Origin of the sequence: Streptomyces sp. NPDC020489 (assembly GCF_044386545.1) — a bacterium.
Taxonomy (GTDB): Bacteria; Actinomycetota; Actinomycetes; order Streptomycetales; family Streptomycetaceae; genus Streptomyces.
In genome coordinates, this window is the sequence record NZ_JBIRUZ010000005.1 from 485,180 (window position 1) to 501,779 (window position 16,600).

15 protein-coding genes are annotated in these 16,600 nt (G+C 71.3%); 8 read left to right on the top strand and 7 right to left on the bottom strand.

Annotated features, from left to right (window positions below):
• The first annotated feature begins 34 nt into the window (after positions 1 to 34).
• On the top strand, positions 35 to 2,044 hold the full coding sequence (locus tag ACH41F_RS16160) for a non-reducing end alpha-L-arabinofuranosidase family hydrolase (RefSeq protein WP_398836058.1): 2,010 nt from the start codon (positions 35 to 37) through the stop codon (positions 2,042 to 2,044).
• A gap of 104 nt (positions 2,045 to 2,148) precedes the next feature.
• Here ACH41F_RS16160 and ACH41F_RS16165 read toward each other — a convergent pair whose 3' ends face one another.
• Positions 2,149 to 2,535, bottom strand: a complete 387-nt coding sequence (locus ACH41F_RS16165) for a DUF5133 domain-containing protein (protein WP_398836061.1) — start codon at positions 2,533 to 2,535, stop codon at positions 2,149 to 2,151.
• A 494-nt stretch (positions 2,536 to 3,029) separates the two neighbouring features.
• Between ACH41F_RS16165 and ACH41F_RS16170 the strand changes: the two genes are divergently transcribed.
• Positions 3,030 to 3,482: a DUF4383 domain-containing protein gene (locus ACH41F_RS16170; RefSeq protein WP_391230833.1), complete on the top strand. Its 453-nt coding sequence runs from the start codon at positions 3,030 to 3,032 to the stop codon at positions 3,480 to 3,482.
• Positions 3,483 to 3,634: 152 nt separating this feature from the next.
• Here the strand turns inward: ACH41F_RS16170 and ACH41F_RS16175 are convergent, their stop codons facing one another.
• Together ACH41F_RS16175 and ACH41F_RS16180 are read right to left on the bottom strand one after the other, a co-directional pair.
• A complete protein-coding gene (locus tag ACH41F_RS16175) occupies positions 3,635 to 4,012 on the bottom strand; it encodes a nuclear transport factor 2 family protein (RefSeq protein WP_391230832.1) in 378 nt (125 codons plus the stop codon).
• 69 nt (positions 4,013 to 4,081) lie between these two features.
• Positions 4,082 to 4,720 (bottom strand): dihydrofolate reductase family protein, encoded by a 639-nt coding sequence (locus tag ACH41F_RS16180; protein WP_391230831.1) that lies wholly within the window; start codon positions 4,718 to 4,720, stop codon positions 4,082 to 4,084.
• Positions 4,721 to 4,910: 190 nt separating this feature from the next.
• On the opposite strand from ACH41F_RS16180, the gene ACH41F_RS16185 reads away from it, so the two are divergent.
• Positions 4,911 to 5,459: an NUDIX domain-containing protein gene (locus ACH41F_RS16185; RefSeq protein ID WP_398836065.1), complete on the top strand. Its 549-nt coding sequence runs from the start codon at positions 4,911 to 4,913 to the stop codon at positions 5,457 to 5,459.
• A 140-nt stretch (positions 5,460 to 5,599) separates the two neighbouring features.
• On the opposite strand, the gene ACH41F_RS16190 is transcribed toward ACH41F_RS16185, so the two are convergent.
• The gene (locus ACH41F_RS16190) at positions 5,600 to 6,718 is read right to left on the bottom strand and encodes an FAD-dependent oxidoreductase (RefSeq protein ID WP_398836068.1); all 1,119 of its coding nucleotides are present in this window, start codon (positions 6,716 to 6,718) and stop codon (positions 5,600 to 5,602) included.
• Positions 6,719 to 6,771: 53 nt separating this feature from the next.
• On the opposite strand from ACH41F_RS16190, the gene ACH41F_RS16195 reads away from it, so the two are divergent.
• Complete coding sequence (locus ACH41F_RS16195; protein ID WP_398836070.1) at positions 6,772 to 7,464, top strand: TetR/AcrR family transcriptional regulator; 693 nt, start codon at positions 6,772 to 6,774, stop codon at positions 7,462 to 7,464.
• 124 nt (positions 7,465 to 7,588) lie between these two features.
• On the opposite strand, the gene ACH41F_RS16200 is transcribed toward ACH41F_RS16195, so the two are convergent.
• On the bottom strand, positions 7,589 to 8,023 hold the full coding sequence (locus ACH41F_RS16200) for a VOC family protein (protein WP_398836073.1): 435 nt from the start codon (positions 8,021 to 8,023) through the stop codon (positions 7,589 to 7,591).
• 213 nt (positions 8,024 to 8,236) lie between these two features.
• Here ACH41F_RS16200 and ACH41F_RS16205 point away from each other — a divergent pair, with 213 nt between their 5' ends.
• Together ACH41F_RS16205 and ACH41F_RS16210 are read left to right on the top strand one after the other, a co-directional pair.
• On the top strand, positions 8,237 to 9,853 hold the full coding sequence (locus ACH41F_RS16205; RefSeq protein WP_398836075.1) for a M48 family metalloprotease: 1,617 nt from the start codon (positions 8,237 to 8,239) through the stop codon (positions 9,851 to 9,853).
• A 97-nt stretch (positions 9,854 to 9,950) separates the two neighbouring features.
• Entirely contained in the window at positions 9,951 to 11,930 is a 1,980-nt protein-coding gene (locus ACH41F_RS16210) for an SMI1/KNR4 family protein (RefSeq protein ID WP_398836078.1), read from the top strand.
• 123 nt (positions 11,931 to 12,053) lie between these two features.
• Here the strand turns inward: ACH41F_RS16210 and ACH41F_RS16215 are convergent, their stop codons facing one another.
• A complete protein-coding gene (locus ACH41F_RS16215) occupies positions 12,054 to 12,833 on the bottom strand; it encodes an NAD(P)H-dependent oxidoreductase (protein WP_398836080.1) in 780 nt (259 codons plus the stop codon).
• 139 nt (positions 12,834 to 12,972) lie between these two features.
• Here ACH41F_RS16215 and ACH41F_RS16220 point away from each other — a divergent pair, with 139 nt between their 5' ends.
• Positions 12,973 to 13,821 carry a helix-turn-helix transcriptional regulator gene (locus ACH41F_RS16220; protein ID WP_398836083.1) on the top strand — a complete coding sequence of 283 codons (849 nt, stop codon included), beginning with the start codon at positions 12,973 to 12,975 and terminating at the stop codon, positions 13,819 to 13,821.
• A 218-nt stretch (positions 13,822 to 14,039) separates the two neighbouring features.
• The gene (locus tag ACH41F_RS16225) at positions 14,040 to 15,554 is read left to right on the top strand and encodes an FG-GAP repeat protein (RefSeq protein ID WP_398836086.1); all 1,515 of its coding nucleotides are present in this window, start codon (positions 14,040 to 14,042) and stop codon (positions 15,552 to 15,554) included.
• Positions 15,555 to 15,678: 124 nt separating this feature from the next.
• Here ACH41F_RS16225 and ACH41F_RS16230 read toward each other — a convergent pair whose 3' ends face one another.
• Complete coding sequence (locus tag ACH41F_RS16230) at positions 15,679 to 16,587, bottom strand: NAD(P)-binding domain-containing protein (protein ID WP_391230819.1); 909 nt, start codon at positions 16,585 to 16,587, stop codon at positions 15,679 to 15,681.
• Positions 16,588 to 16,600: the final 13 nt, after the last annotated feature.

Here is a 16,600-nt window from a genome sequence, read left to right on the forward strand (position 1 = left end):
GAGCAACCCCCCACCCACCCGCACGAGGAGAACCATGAACCCGCTGCAACGGCTCGGCCGCCGCCGCGCCTCGGTGTTATCACTCCTGGCCGTGGCCGCCCTGGTGACACCCGTCGCCGCGACCGCCGCCCCCGACGACATCCGCGCCTCCACCCTGGGCGCCCAGGCGGCCCAGTCCGGCCGGTACTTCGGGACCGCCGTGGCCGCCGGACGACTCGGCGACGGCACGTACACCGCGATCCTGGACCGGGAGTTCAACTCGGTCACGCCGGAGAACGAGATGAAGTGGGACGCGACCGAGCGGACCCGCGGCTCGTTCACCTTCGGCGCCGCCGACCAGATCGTGAACCGGGCCACCGCGCGCGGACAGCGCGTACGCGGGCACACCCTGGTCTGGCACTCCCAACTGCCCGGCTGGGTCAGCTCCATCAGGGACGCCAACACCCTGCGCGGCGTGATGAACAACCACATCACCACGGTGATGAACCGCTACAAGGGCAAGGTCTTCGCCTGGGACGTGGTCAACGAGGCCTTCGCCGACGGCGGCAGCGGCCAGATGCGCGGCTCGGTCTTCCGCGACGTACTGGGCACCGGCTTCATCGAGCAGGCCTTCCGCACCGCACGGTCGGCCGACCCCTCCGCCAAGCTCTGCTACAACGACTACAACATCGAGAACTGGAGCGACGCCAAGACCCAGGGCGTCTACCGCCTCGTACGCGACTTCAAGGCGCGCGGCGTGCCCATCGACTGTGTCGGCTTCCAGGCCCACTTCGGCACCGGCGGCCCACCGGCAAGCTTCCAGACGACGCTGTCGAACTTCGCGGCGCTCGGTGTCGACGTCCAGATCACCGAGCTCGACATCGCGCAGGCACCGACGGCGGCCTACGCGAACACGGTGCGGGCCTGCCTGAACGTGGCACGCTGCAACGGCATCACCGTCTGGGGCATCCGCGACAGCGACTCCTGGCGCAGCGGCGAGAACCCCCTCCTCTTCGACCGCGGCGGCAACAAGAAGCCCGCCTACCGGTCGACGCTCACCACCATGGGCGGCACACCCTCGGCAGCACAGCGGACCGCCCCGTCGGCCGCGGCGCTCCCTTCTTCCTTCCGCTGGAACTCCAGCGGACCCCTCGTCTCCCCCAAGTCCGACGCCACGCACAACATCGCCGGGATCAAGGACCCGACGGTCGTCCACCACAACGGCAAGTACCACGTGTTCGCGAGCACCGCCAACGCCTCCGGCTACAACCTCGTGTACCTGAACTTCAGTGACTGGTCCCAGGCCGGCTCGGCCACCCACCACTACCTCGACCGCAGCGCCATCGGCACCGGGTACCGCGCGGCCCCGCAGGTCTTCTACTACGCGCCGCAGCGCTTGTGGTACCTCGTCTACCAGACCGGCAACGCGTCGTACTCCACCAACCCCGACATCAGCAACCCCAACGGGTGGAGCGCCCCGCGCAACTTCTACTCGTCGATGCCCGACATCATCCGGCAGAACATCGGCAACGGTTACTGGGTCGACATGTGGGTGATCTGCGACAGCGCCAACTGCTACCTGTTCTCCTCCGACGACAACGGCCACCTCTACCGCTCGCGGACCACGGTCGGCCAGTTCCCGAACGGCTTCACCGACACCGTCATCGCGGCCCAGGACTCCAAGTACGCCCTGTTCGAGGCGAGCAACGTGTACAAGGTCCAGGGCAGCAACCAGTACCTGCTCCTGGTCGAGGCCATCGCCTCGGACGGGCGACGGTACTTCCGCTCCTGGACGTCGAGCAGCCTCGCCGGCTCCTGGTCGCCCCTGGCCGCGTCCGAGAGCAATCCGTTCGCCAAGTCGAACAACGTGGCGTTCCCGGCCGGTACCTGGACCCGGGACATCAGTCACGGCGAGATGATCCGCGCCGGGAACGACCAGACCCTCACGATCCCGGCGTGCAGGCTCCAGTACCTGTACCAGGGCAAGGACCCGAACGCGGGCGGTGACTACAACAGCCTGCCATGGCGGCTCGGCCTGCTGACGCAGACCAACTCGACCTGCTGACGGCTGGGCCCCGTCGCTCAGGGGCGGCGGGACCCAAACCCTACGGGCCGATGACGAGGCGGGCACCGGCGCTCACGCCGGTGCCCGCCCGTCGACAGGTCGGTTCAGCCGTCGCCGACGCGCTCCCCGAGGTCCTTGGCGGCCGGCATCGTCGCGAGGCGACGGGCCGGAGTGGGGACGGTCATCGGGCTGCGGCGGGCGGTCGACGGGCCACCGTCGCGCACGAAGACGCGTTCCCCGGCGGTCGGCTGACCGTCATGTCCGGCGACCCCCTTCGACGCCCCGACCGTGGACTTGCCCGCGGAGGCGGCCGCGGTGCCGGCGAGGTAGGCGCGGGCGGTCTCGAGAGCCGCCTCGACCTTTCGCGTCCCCGTGGACACGCACAGGGTGTACTCGAGATCGCTCAGTCGCGAACCCGGGTTCGCCGTCGCCGCCAGCTTCTCGTATTCCGCCACGAGCCGACGAAGGGTGGCGGGAAGGGGCATCAACATCAGCAGGGCTCCTGGAATGCGAGGCTTGAGGGGATGCGGGCACTCATCACGATGGGGAAACGGCGCCGGGGCACCTCGAAAGGTCCCCATGCATACGGGAACGGGAGCGCGGGCACGGCACGCGAGTCGGTTCGAGGACGCCAGGTGCGGCACGGCGGCGCGCGTCGTCATGTCCATGAGCACAGTGGTCACTCCTGAACGCGGGTCTCGGGCAGGCCCTTGCGAACATGTTCCGGATGCTGTCTTCCGGTGCCCGTGGAGGACCTGCCTGGACCGCCCGGGAAAGGGGGCCCCAGCAGCCAGGAGAGATCCCTGCCGGGCGGCGCCATCGGTCCGAAGCGCAACTCCCGAATGCCCCGGCCCCGCCGCGATAAACGCTGCCCCCTACACACAGTGCGGAACTCGTCCCCGCGACCGTGTGCCGAGCCGCGAGACAGGGGTACTCAGTGCGAACGGGTGCCGTCCCGGCGCCCCTCGCGGAAAGCCGACAGGCCATGACGACACGCACGCGCAACGCGAGTTCCGCCCGAACCCCGGTCCAGAAAGCAGCGCTGCTGGTCGGAGCGGTGTTCCTGCTGGTGGCGGTCCTGGGCTTCATCCCGGGGATCACCACGGACTACGACACCATGAAGTTCGCCTCGCACGACTCCGGCGCCGAACTGCTCGGGATCTTCCAGGTCTCCGTCCTGCACAACCTCGTCCACCTGCTGTTCGGAGTGGCCGGCGTCGTGATGGCCCGCACCGCCTCCGGCGCCCGCACCTTCCTGCTCGCCGGCGGCGCCATCTACCTGGTGCTGTGGCTGTACGGCCTGCTCATCGACCACGGCAGCGACGCCAACTTCGTACCGCTCAACGACGCGGACGACTGGCTGCACTTCGTCCTCGGCATCGGCATGATCGCCCTGGGCGCGCTGCTGAGCCGCCCCCGCACCACCGCGGGAAGGTGACCAGGCACCTCGAACGGGCCGCGCCGGACCGGGAACGGCACCACGGTCCGGCGCGGCCCGGGCACCCTGTGAGCGATCATGCCGGAGCACCGGATCTTCGGCAGCCCCGCTCCCGAAGGCCGGCAGCCGACCCCGTGCCGGGTCGGGCCGGGTCAGGAGCCGGACGGCTTGATCTCCCCCGCGAAGACGATGATCTGGTCGATGAGGCTTCGGCGCAGATGGACGACGTCCGTGCCCGCCAGGCGGGGGCCGCCGTCCGGCGTGGTGAAGACCCACTGGTAGCGGGCCCACTCGTCAGGCATGTCCACCGCCGAGCAGCGCACCATCGTGCCGGCCCCCGCCGGATGGTGCCGGATGTCCAGCACGAACCGTTCGACCGCCTCGATCCCCTCGCTGCGACCCAAAGGTCCCCAGAAGACGACGTCCGCGGTCAGAGCCTGGGAGAGCAGCGCCGTGACATAGGTGTCCTCCGAGGCGTTGAAAGCGGAGATGAACGTGTCGATCGCGGACCGCGCGGCCTCCTCCTGCATGCACCAGTAATACCAGCCGCCTCGCGGGGCGCGCTTCCGCCCGCGACAACCCCTGCCCGGCCCGCCGGTTCAGCGGCGGACCAGGAGCGCGTGGGTGACGTTCGGCGAGCCGACCAGCTCGGAGACCCGGTAGCCGTCGATTCCTTCGCCCAGGTCTTCCAGCAGCCGCTCCCCGCGTCCGACGAGGATCGGCGCGATCACCAGATGGAGTTCGTCGATCAGCGCGGCACGCAGGTACTGCCGGATGATCGCCGCGCCGCCGCCGATCCGCACGTCCTTGCCGCCCGCTGCGTCGAACGCGCGCTGGAGCACCGCCTGCGGTGACTCGTCGGTGAAGTGGAAGGTGGTGCCGCCGGCCATCTCCAGCGACGGGCGCAGATGGTGGGTGTGCACGAAGACGTCGTGGTGGTAGGGCGGGTTGTCGCCCCACCAGCCCTGCCAGGACTCGTCCTGCCACGGACCGCGCTGCGGCCCGAACATGTTCCGGCCCATGATCGTGGCGCCGATGTTCTGATCGCCGCGGACGAAGTAGTCCACGTCGATCCCGGTCTTGCCGGCCGCCGCGTCCTGCGACGCGGACATGAACCAGCTGTGCAGTTCGTCGCCCCAGCCGACACCGTCGCCGAACGGGGCGTCCAGTCGCTGGTTCGGACCGGCCATGAAGCCGTCGAGGGAGATCGTGACGTTGTGTACGCGCACCTTGGGCATGGCCTTCGCCTCTCGTGTGGGGTCCTGCTCTCACCTCTGCGTCGTACAGAGCCTGCCGGGATCGACACGCTCGCGCATATTTTTTCGGCGGGCCCGCGCGGCGCCCTCATCCGGGCTACCGAACACGGCCTTCGCCTCGCCTCGCGTCGCCGGCGGGGCGTTGTCAGTGGGGTTTCGTAGGGTGCGGCAGATGACCCGCTTATCGATCGAGCAACGTGCCCTGCGAGCCGCCTTGGACGAGGCGCGGGCCGCGCGTGCCGTGTACGACGACGCCCTGGCCTGGTTCGCTCGCCCCGAGGCGGCCCTGGAGGGGCCGCTCGCCGCCGAGGTGTGGGTGTTCGACCCGGGCCGGACGCACGTGCTGCTGGTGCATCACCGTTGGCGCGGCTGGGTGCCGCCGGGCGGCAAGGTCGACCCCGGCGAGACGCAACGCGAGGCTGCCCGCCGCGAGTTGTTCGAGGAGACCGGCGTGCGGACGGACCTCCTCGCGCGCCCGGCGGCGGTCACTGTGCGCTCGTATCGCCGTGGCTGGTCGGCGACCCTGGGGCTGTCGTTCCTGGCGATCGTCGATCGGCATACGCCGCTCACGCCGGAAGAGGGACAGACGGCGGCCTGGCTGACCTTGGACGAACCCTGGGAGAGCTGGTTCCCGGAGGATCGCCACCGGATGAGGGAGTGCGCCACATGGCTCGCCGAGCAGGCGGATGCGGGGCCGTCCGGCGTCAGGGGCGGTGCGTGAAGGGCCGGTTGGGGGCCCCGAAACCGGCTGGCGCCCCGCGTGTTCGATACTCGCGTGGCACGCCCAACTTCCCTGACAGAGGGGCGCGTTCGGCCCGTCGAGCTTGTGCGGAACCGCCGCGACGCCCTCGCGCGTGGCGGTCAGGACGGCTGGACCTCGTCGAAGAGCGCGAGGGCCTCGGCGGGGTCCGGGCTCACGAGGCGTTCCAGACCGGCCGCCGTGATCCTCGCCCATCTGCCGGCCCGTGCCCACATCTGTTCCTCGAAGGCGCGGACGGCCTTGTTTGGATCTTCGGGGGCGGCGGCCAGGGACTCGGCGAGTTCGGCACCCTCCAGCATCGCGAGGTTCGCGCCCGCTCCCAACGGAGGCATCAGATGGGCGGCGTCGCCCAGCAGCGTCACCCCGGGGACGTGGGGCCAGGTGTGGGACACGGGCAGAACGTGGATGGGGCGGTGGACGAAGGCGGTGCCGTGCCGGAGGAGGTCGAGGACGGGCGGCGCCCAGCCATCGAACAGAGTCAGCAGTTTCGCCCGCAGGGCCTCGGCGTCGGCCGGATCCGATGCCGTGTGCCAGCCCAGCGGCGCGCGGAACTTGGCGTACACCTTGACGTGTCCGCCACTGTTGCGCTGGGCGACGAGGGAGCGGTTGGCTCCGTACACGGCCACGGAACCGTCGCCGATCAGCCGGGCGAGGTCGGGGTGGCGGGTGTCGACCTCGTCGAGGGAGGTCTCGACCGAGGTGACGCCGGTGTACTGCGGCGTCGCCGACGAGACGGCCGCGCGGACCCGGGACCAGGCGCCGTCCGCGCCGACCACGAGGTCGAAGGCCTCCTGCCGCCCGTCCGCGAACCGGACCAGTGCGCCGTCCCCGGTCCCGGGCACCACCCGCGCCACGCCCCGCCCCCACTGCACGTCGAGCGGGCCGAGCAGCAGGGCACGGAGTTGCCCTCGGTCGATCTCGGGATTGGCTCGCTCCTCCGGGCCGGGATGCCAGTCGCGCAGGACGGTCCCGTCGGTGTCCAGGATGCGCATGGCCTGCCCTTCGGGGCGGGACAGCCTCTGGAACTCCGACAGCAGCCCGGCCTTGTCCAGGGCGAGCTGACCCAGCCCTTCGTGCAGGTCCAGCGTGCCGCCCGGCGGACGGGCATCAGGGCTGGGATCGCGTTCGAGGAGGGTGACCCGGTGGCCGTGGCGATGCAGGACACGGGCGAAGGTGAGGCCGGCGGGACCGCTCCCGACCACCGCGATGCGTTGTCTCATGTCGATACACTGTATTGCTGCTATACAGTGCATCGCAACAGTACGATGTGCCCATGACTGTGTGGGACCGGCCGGAGCCGCCGACTCGACCCGTGCCGCTCGACCGGGAGCGGATCGTCGCCGCCGCCGTCGCGCTCGCCGACGAGGGCGGACTGGAAGCGGTGTCGTTGCGGAAGGTCGCCGCCCGGCTCGACGCCGGCCCGATGCGGTTGTACGGGTACATCTCCACCAAGGACGAGCTGTTCGACCTCATGGTGGACGCGGTTCAGGCCGAGATCGTCCCCGAGGAGCAGCCCGCCGACTGGCGGAAAGCGCTGCGCGAGCTGGCCCACCGCACCAGAGCGGCCGCTCTCCGGCACCCCTGGCTGGCCGACCTGCTGGGCGGTCGCCCGGCCCTGGGCCCGAACGGGCTCGCCGTCGCCGAGGCCACGCTGTCCGCCCTCGACGGCCTCGCCGACATCGACACCGTCATGCGTGCCGTGGAGACGGTCAGCGCCTATGTCACCGGTGCGATCAGACGTGAGATCGCGAACCTGCGCGCCGAGCAGGCCACGGGCCTGTCCAAGCACGACTGGCAGCGCGCCAACGGCCCGCACGTGACAAGGATGTTGGCCACGGGCCGCTTCCCCGCGCTCAGCAAGGCCGTCCACGACGGCGCGGACGTGGACGCCGAGACAACCTTCACGACCGGCCTGGACTGGGTCCTGGACGCCGTGGCCGCCAAACTCGCCCAGCCGCCGGCGTGACGGGGCTGGACACATTCCACATCGCCTACGACTCGGCGAGCACCGATACGTTCCTGCCCACGCCCAGCCGGCTCACCGACGGGCGAGCCCCTGAGGCTCCACCGCTGCGACGGTGCGCGGCCCCTCAGTCGAGGCAGAACTCGTTGCCCTCGACGTCCTGCATCACCAGGCACGACTCGTTGTACTCGTCGGCCGTCAGGAGCCGTACGCGCACCCCGCCCAGGGCGACCAGGCGCGCGCACTCGGCCTCGAGGGCGGCGACACGCTCCTCGCCCACGAGCCCGGTGCCGACCCGCACATCGATATGAACCCGGTTCTTGACGACCTTGCCTTCCGGAACGCGCTGGAAGAACAGGCGCGGACCCACACCCTCCGGGTCCATGCAGGCGAACGCGGCCCCCCGACGCTCAGGCGGCAGTGAGCGATCGAAGTCCCCCCAGGAAGCGAAGCCCTTGGGCGGCGGCGGGAGGACGTACCCCAGCACCTCGCACCAGAAACGAGCGACACGCTCCGGCTCGGCACAGTCGAAGGTGACCTGGATTTTCTTGATCGATGCCATCGGATCACCATAGTGGCGCGCGCGGTTCACCGATCCTCCGGGACCCGCAGCGACCTCCAGACCGCCCCGCCCCGGGCGCCCTCACCACGCTCCCCTGCCGGACGGCGTTTCCCCGGCCCACGCGGCGGACACGGCTCGGCGGGCCGCGGGTAGTATCCCGAGCGCTTCCGGCCCGTTCGGGCTGGTGAACCAGGTGGGTGGGGGATTTCCTCGATGGCGTTTCGGCTGCGCGCGGTCCGCGCGTTCGTGTTGCTGCTCGGCTTCTTCCTCATGGGCCTGGCACTGCTGTCGGCCATGGCCGTGCTCGACTGGCTGGTGCTGACCCACCCGGTCACCGACAGGGCGGCGTGGATCGGGGGCACGGTGCTGACGGTCACCGTCCTGCTGGCCGCGGCGATTCTGCGTGGCTTGTTCACGTTCCTGCGGGCCGGCCGGCTGGGGCCGGTCCCGGAGGGGGTGGCGGTCACCCCCAAGGACCAGCCCGTGCTGTGGGAGCAGGTACGGGCGGCAGCCGAGGTGACGGGACAGCGGCCGCCGGACGAGCTCTACCTCGTCGCCGAGGTCAATGCGGCCGTCGCCGAACAGAGCCGCATGCTCGGACTGCTGCACGGACGACGCCGGATGTATCTGGGGCTCCCGCTGCTCGCCGGACTGACCGTCCCACAGCTGCGCGCCGTCCTCGCCCACGAGTTCGGGCACTACGGCAACCTCGACACCCGGCTCGGAGGCGTCACCATGCGCGGCCGCGCGGCGCTCCTGCACACGGTGGAGGCGTTCCAGGAGGGCAGCACCGAGTTCCATCAGGCGATCGGCGCCCTGTACGTCGGCTACGCCCGGCTGTATCTGCGGACCACCCAGTCCGTGGCTCGCCACCAGGAACTCGCCGCGGACCGGATGGCGGCCCGGCACGCCGGTCGTGACACCACGGTCGCCGCCCTACGCGCCATTCCGGTGCTCACCGGCGCCCACACCCACTACCTGGAGACGTACGCCGCGATGGGCATCTCGCTGGGTGCGCTCCCGCCGGTGGGCGAAGTGCACGGCGGTTTCCGCCAGTTGCTCGCCGCACGCACCGGGGAACGACTCGCCGCCCTCTCCGCCGGGCAGCGTCCGCCGCGACCGCACCCGTACGACTCGCACCCTCCGACAGCCGAACGCATCGCCCGGCTCGAACAGCTCCCGGCGGACGACCGGCCCGACGAGCCCACCGACGAGACCACCGGCCTCGCCCTGCTGCGCGACACCGACCGGCTGTTCACTGAACTGGAGGCGCGCACGCTGTCCGGGGAGTCGGCGCTGTCGCTGCGCGTGAGCTGGGACGAACTCACCATGGCCCGCGCGATCGCCGACGCCGAGGGCTGGTCCCACCCACTGCGGGTCGCCGTGGCGAGGGCACTTCGATCCTCGGCGCGGGGAGCGGGCGGCGCGGTGACGGATGCCGTACGCCGGGATGGCACGACCGGCAAGGTGACCGACGACCTCCTGCCCGGCTTGGAGGAGATACTCGACGCCTTCGACCGCGGCCTGCTCTGGCCGGAGATCGCCGACCGCATGCCCAAGCCGCACCAGGCGACACGACTGACCGGGCAGTCCGCACGCAACTTCATCCGGCCAAGGATCTTCGACGCCCTCGCGGGTCTGGTGCACCTGCGCCTTGCCGAGTCCGGGCAGGCCAGGCCGGACATCGGCTGGTCGGAGCAGCCCGGACTGTCGCTCCCCGAGTCGTGGGAGAAGGCCATGGACGACGCCATCGACGCGGCCGTCGCCGACACCCCCGACACCGCGTCCCTGCGCGCCCTGCTCACCGCGTCCCACCACGCGTCGGCGTGAACGGGCTTGCGGGCGGCGCCGGTTGCGGGCGCCGCGGCATCGGCGGGCGTCCTGGTTGCTTGCCTGATTGTCAGTGGCGGGTGGCAGCATCGAGCCCATGACGGACACCTCGGCATTCGACTGGCGTTCCTTCCTGCTCCGGTGGAGCGGGGAGTGGGCGGACTCCCTCTCCGACGACGAGACACGCGGGCAGGACGACGAAGCCGCGCGGGAGGCGCGGTGGCTGGGGTTCCCGCCCGCCTCCGAGGAGCGCATCGCGGCCATGGAGGAGCGCCTGGGCCGACGGATGCCCCCGTCGTACCGGGAGTTCCTCAAAGTCAGCGACGGGTGGCGGCACGCGGGCGGGTTCGTGTGGCTGCTGGCGGGGACCGAGAGTGTGCGCTGGCACGAGAACGAGTCGGGGCTCGCCGACATGTTCGAGGAGGACCTGGACGAGGACGCGGACCCCGAGGAGCAGCAGGAGGCGGAGCTGTGGCGGCGCGGGCTCCAACTGGACGTCGAGTCCGACGCCACCTACGTCCTCCTGGACCCCGACGACGTGGACGAGGACGGCGAGTGGGCCGTCTTCACATGGGCGAGCTGGCGGGCCTCCGCACCCGAACGTCATGCGAACTTCCTGGAGTTCATGCAGGAGATGTACCGCGAGTTCCACAGCCTGCGGTCCCGTAACGGCACGGAGCAGCCGGAGTTCGTCAACGACACCACGCGCGAGCTGGACGACCTGGTGGACGCGGCCCGGCTGGAGGCGCTGCGCGGCAACTGGGAGCAGGCCGTGCGGCAGTTCGACGAGGCCACGTCCTACGGCCGGCCGCGGGCCGCCGGGTTGGGCGACCAGATCCGACGCCTGCTCGGACAGACCTCCGGGCTGTCCTTCGACGGCCTGGTGACGGACCCGCGGTACGCGGCCGAGCTGTTGCCGTCGCTGGTCGCCGAGCACGCGGCGCACTCGTACCGGGACGACTCCACCCTGAAGTTCTCTCTCCGCGGCGCCGACGAGGCCCTGGTGGCACAGGCGTACGCGACCCTGGAGCAGGTGCGCGCCGGCACGTACCGGTACACGGCGACAGGGCCGTTCGGTGAGGCGGTCGAGCAGGCACGGGAGCTGGCGCGGTGGGGCGACACCGACGGGGCCTGGTGGAAACTGACGGCGGCACTGCCCCTGTGGGACCCTCTGGGACCCGACCACCTGGCACCGCTGGGCTGGGTGGCCGACCCCGTCCTCGGCCCCTTGCTGACACCGGAGCGCGGGCGCCAGCTGCTGTCCACACCCAGAGCGGGCCAGGTCGGTGACCCGCCGAGTCCGGTGGACGGCCTCGACGCGAGCGGCATGGCCTGGCTGGCGGTGCCGGACCCGGGCAACAACCGCACGTCCTACCGGTTCGTCCTGGTGGAGGGGGTGGATCCGCGAGAGCTGGCGGAACGCCTGGCGGACGAGCACGAACATGAGCACGAGGACGAGCACGAGACCGTGCTGGACTCCCCCATGACCCTCTGGGAAGCGCGCCGCAGGTCGGTCCGTGATCAGAGGGAGTTCTCCTCCTTCGACGACAAGGCCCTCATGGCGGTCGGCCGCGCCGGCGCCGACTGGAGCTTCGCCTTCGACGGCGAACCCGCGCAGTTCAGCCGGCAGAGGTTCGTCTCCCCTGCCACATGCGCCAGTTCGGGCACCCGCGCGGTCGTGGTGTGGAGCGGCCTCAGGGAACCGCACCAGGAGCCCTTCTTCCACCTGTCCGTCGCTCGCGACGGTGCCGAGGAGTACGCGTTCACCTACGCGGACGGCGAGCTCCGGCGGAGCGGGGAGATACCCCGTCGCCTCGACCCGACCCGGTTCTTCGAGACCGCGGAGGCGGCGGGCGCCGAGGTGGAGCGGCCTCTGCTGGAGGCTGTGGCCGAGGAGTTCGGCGCCTCGCTGCCCCGTCACGCCATCGTGAACGGGCGCCTGCACACGTTCACCACCCGTTCCTGGACCCGTGCCCCCGAGAACGGCGAGACGTACGCGGTGATCCGGTTGAGCTGGGGAGACACGCCCCCGGTGGACGAGACGGGGACGCGGGAGGACGGGCCTGGGGCCGGCTGAGAGCCGACCTGGCGGAATCCCCAGGGGCCCGGGCACTCGGGCGGGAGCCCCGGGGGTTCATCGCGAAGAGCGTGCAGTGGTCCGGGGGGAGCAGCCGCACGGGAGTTCGTCCCGCGCCCACCCTCAACCCCGCACGTGCAATCCGAACCCGGTGCGGCCCGGCACCTCCAGTCCCTCCTTCAACTGCAGGGAGGGAATCTCGTAGTCGCCGAAGTTCTGTCGGCGGAACGGGATCGGCTCGGTCGACTCCAGGGTGAGCAGGCGCTGTTCCCAGGCCTTGGCGACGTCCGGGTACTCCTCGTCCGTCATCCGGTCGGCGCCGTAGAGCACGAAGGGCGGCAGGGCCTCGATGCCCGGGTAGTAGAGGATGCCGTGGTGGATCGGGAACAGCAGGTCGTCGATCGGGCCGTTGATCCCGCGGGCGGCGTAGTGCGACTCCGGGCCGCCGACCGTCACCGACAGCAGGGCCCTGCGGCCCGCGAGGGTTCCCTCGCCGAAGCGTTCGCCGTATTTGGTGTCGCTGTGCTCGCCGACCCCGTACGCGAAGTGGAAGGTGAAGACCCGGTCCACCCAGCCCTTGAGGATCGCGGGCATGGTGTACCACCACAGCGGGAACTGGAAAATGATCATGTCGGCCCACAGCAGCTTCTCCTGCTCGGCGCGGACGTCCGGGGTGAGCGCACCGGCGTCGAAGGCCCGGCCCGAGTCGCGTGCGACCTGGAGCGGCTTCGAGGCGTGCGGGCCGTAGTCCGCGGCGTCCACGACCGACTTCCAGTTCATCGCGTACAGATCACTCACCCGCACCTCGTGCCCGGCGTTCTCCAGCGTGGACACGGCGAGGTCCTTCAGCGAGCTGTTGAGGGACTTCGGCTCCGGGTGGGCGTGGACGATCAGCGTCTTCACGGGAACTCCTTCGGATCGGATGCCTTCGATCCTGGGCGCTTCGGCAGCGGCTGTTCAGGGGCTCCTTTTCCGTCGGACCGGACTTCCTGGTAATGGCGGTACCACCTTCGCGGGCGCGGGCGCGGCCATACTGGGAGGCATGGACGATCTCGCGGGCTTCCTGCGCACCCGGCGTTCCCGGGTCGACCCGGCGGCCGTCGGCATCCCCACGGACAGCCGCCGCAGGGTGGCGGGGCTGCGCCGCGAAGAGGTCGCGCACCTGTCGGGTGTCAGCGTCGACTACTACGTCCGGCTGGAGCAGGGCCGTGCGACCCAGCCCTCCGAGCAGGTCCTCGACGCGCTCGCCGGTGTCCTCGGCCTCGACGAGACGGAACGCGAGCACCTCTCCCGGCTCGCCCGGCAGCCCCGGCGCCGCGCGAAGGCACCGGCCGGGCGGGTCCGCCCGGAACTGCTCCGCGTCCTCGACCTGGTCGTCGACGCGCCCGCGCTGATCATGGACCATCGTCTCGACGTCCTCGCGGGCAACCGCCTCGCCGGGCTCCTCTTCGGCCGGCCCCTCCCGGGTCTGAACACCGCCCGGCACATCTTCCTCGAAGAGGCCGAGCGCGGTCTCTACGCCGAGTGGGAGCAGTGCACCCTCGACGTGGTCGGGCATCTGCGCCTGGCCGCCGGCAAGTACCCCGACGATCCCCGTCTGGCCTCCCTCATCGGCGAGTTGGCGATGGGCAGCGAGCGCTTCCGTCGCCTCTGGGCCCGCGCCGACGTACGCGCCCGCACGCACGGCCGCAAGGTGTACCGGCACCCGCTGGTCGGCGTGCTCGAACTGCACCAGGAGAACTTCGCGCTGCCTGACGCGTCGGGCATGGAGCTGCTGGTGCTGTCCGCGGCCCCCGGCTCCCCCGCCGAGGACGGACTGCGCCTGCTCGCGGGCCTGGGCTCGGACGACGGTGACGCGCGGAGCCCCGTGAACACGCGGACCCGCGAGTAGGCCGACGCCGCCCAGCCACAACTCGACCGTTCCGTCCGGTCGTTCGCCGGGGCCTGGTGTGTCGTGGTGGCGCAACGGATGTCACTGAGGTGTCACAGCACGCCGGGTCCCCACAACTCAACCCCCGCCACCCGTGTCGAACCCTGCGTCGGAACCAAGAACAGCCCGCCCCGACCAGCGGACTGACGCAACGTCAACTCTTCACGGGGGAACCAGACATGAGTATCTCCAGGCACGCCACCCGCCGTACCGCGGGCTCCGCCGCCGTCGCCGCGGCCTCCTTCCTGCTGCTGGCGGGGGCGGGCATCGTGGCCGCGCCGAGCGCGTTCGCGGGCGTTCCCGGCGGCACCTCCGCCGCCGACCGCAACAACGACTTCGACGGCGACGGGTACGCCGACCTCCTCACCGGCGTCCCGCAGGGCACCGTCGACGGCAAGGAGGGCGCCGGTTACGTCACCGTCCAGTACGGCGCACCCAACGGCATCGGCACCAACGCCACCGTGCCCAAGGGCCGGGTCCAGGTCGTCAGCCAGTCGACCGCCGGAGTGTCCGGCACCTCCGAGACGGGGGACGGCTTCGGACGGGCCGTCGCCACCGGTGACCTGGACGGCGACGGCTACGACGACGCGGTCGTCGGCACACCCGGCGAGGACGAGGGCGGCGTCGAGGACGCCGGCCGGGTCAGCGTGCTGTACGGATCCGCGAAGGGACTCGGTGCCGAGCAGACCGCCTCGGTCACCGCCGCCAAGCCGACCGCGGGCGCGCGATTCGGCCTCGCGGTGGCCGCCGCCAGGTTCACCGGAGACGTCGACGCCGACCAACTCGTCGTCCTGGACCAGAAGTCGGGCCTGAACGTCTTCACCTACCACGCAGGCGTCCTGCGCCAGGTCGGCACTCCGCACTCCACCGGTCACACCCTCCAGGCCGCCTACCTGACCACCGGCGACTACGACCGCAACGGCTTCGCCGACCTCGTCGTCTCCGGATACAGCCCCGACGACGACCACGTCATGGGCTGGTCCGCCCTCTACGCGGGCGGCGCCGAGGGCCTCGGCTACCAGCGCGATCTGCGCGGCGGCCTGGGCACGGCCTCGGGTGACATCAACGGGGACGGCTACGACGACCTCGTCGTCGGACAGCGCAGCGGTGTGGACGACACCGCGGGTGACGCGGACGCGCCCGGCGGTCTGGTCGGCGTCTACTACGGCGGCGAGGAGGGCCCGGTCGGCACCCAGGGCCCCGGCACCGCCCCGCAGTGGTGGTCCCAAAACTCCCCGGGCGTGCCCGGTACCGCCGAGAACGGTGATGCCTGGGGCAACGACCTGTCGGTGGCCGACGTCGACGGCGACGGCCGGGCCGACGTGGCCGTGGGGGCGCCCGGCGAGGACATCGGCTCCGTCGCCGACGCGGGCGCGGTCTGGCTGCTGCGCGGCTCGGACACCGGCCTGACCAGCACCCGCGCCCAGTCCTTCGACCAGAACTCCCCCGCCGTTCCGGGCACCGCCGAGGCCGGTGACGCCTGGGGCGCCCAGGTGCGGCTCGTGGGCACCGACGGAGACGGCCGGGCCGAGCTGGTGGCCGCCGCGCCCGACGAGAACGCCGGGGACGGCGCGGTCTGGCTGCTGCCCGCGAGCGGCGAGGGGCTGCTCGCGGAGGGCTCACGCTCGTACGGCGCGTCGGCCCTCGGCGGCAGCGCCCGCGGCGCCCACTTCGGTTCGACCATCGACGAGTAGACCGCCGGGCGACACACGCGGAGCGCGCACAGCCGACGGCCTCCCCCTGCCGATTCCCACCCCTTCGGCAGGCCGGGAGGCCGCCCCGTCCTGGGCGGCATACGCCCGGCGGATTCAGCGTCGGTCAGCGCGGTTCACGGATACCGTCGATGATGCGGGTCCAGTTGTCACCGCCGTGCCCGTCCTCGATGGCTCGCCGGTAGTGCGCCTGCACGGCCGACGGAAGCGCGAGGTCGAGCCCGAGCGCCGTGCTGGTCTCGACGATGTGGTCGGCGGTCGCGCCCATCATGGTGATCGTGCTGAGGTCGCCGGGGTGCTCTCCGGCGTCCAGCGCGCTCCCGGGGTTCTCCTCACCCGCCCGCAGCATGGCGCCGATCGAATCGACGGTGGAGATCAGCTCCGGCAGCACGTCCTTGGCCTTCAGGCCCGTGGCGCCCAGCATCGCGGTGGCCTGCATCAGGGACGACAACGTGGCGAGGAACACGGTGAGTTGGGCCTGGTACATCATCTGGGCCAGGCCCGGGTCGGTGCCCAGGTACCTCGATGTCCCGATCGGCGCCAGCACGGGCCGGTGGTGCTCCATGACCTGGTCGGGGCCGCTGTAGTAGACGAGGGACGCCTCCGTGCCGACCATCGGTGCCGGCACCATGACACCGCCGGTGAGGAAGGCGGCACCGTGGCCCGTCGCCCAGGCCGCAGCCTCGCGGGTGCGCTCGGGGGTGTCGGAGCTCAGGTTGACCAGGGTGCGGCCGGCGAGGGACGCGGTGGCGCCGTCGAGGATGTCGTACATCGCCTGGTAGTCGGTGAGGCTGAGGATCACGAGGTCACTCGCCTCGACCGCCTCCCCCGGAGTGGCCGCGAGCGTCGCTCCGGCGGCGACGACGTCGGCGGCGCGGGCGGCGGTGCGGTTCCAAACGGTCACGGGGTGACCGGAGTTGAGGAGGGTGCGGGTCATCGCCTGACCCATCGGGCCGAGCCCGATCACGGTAACGGGGCTGTTCTGCCTGGTGGTGCGGTTCGGTTGCTCGTTCACCCCTCCATGCTCG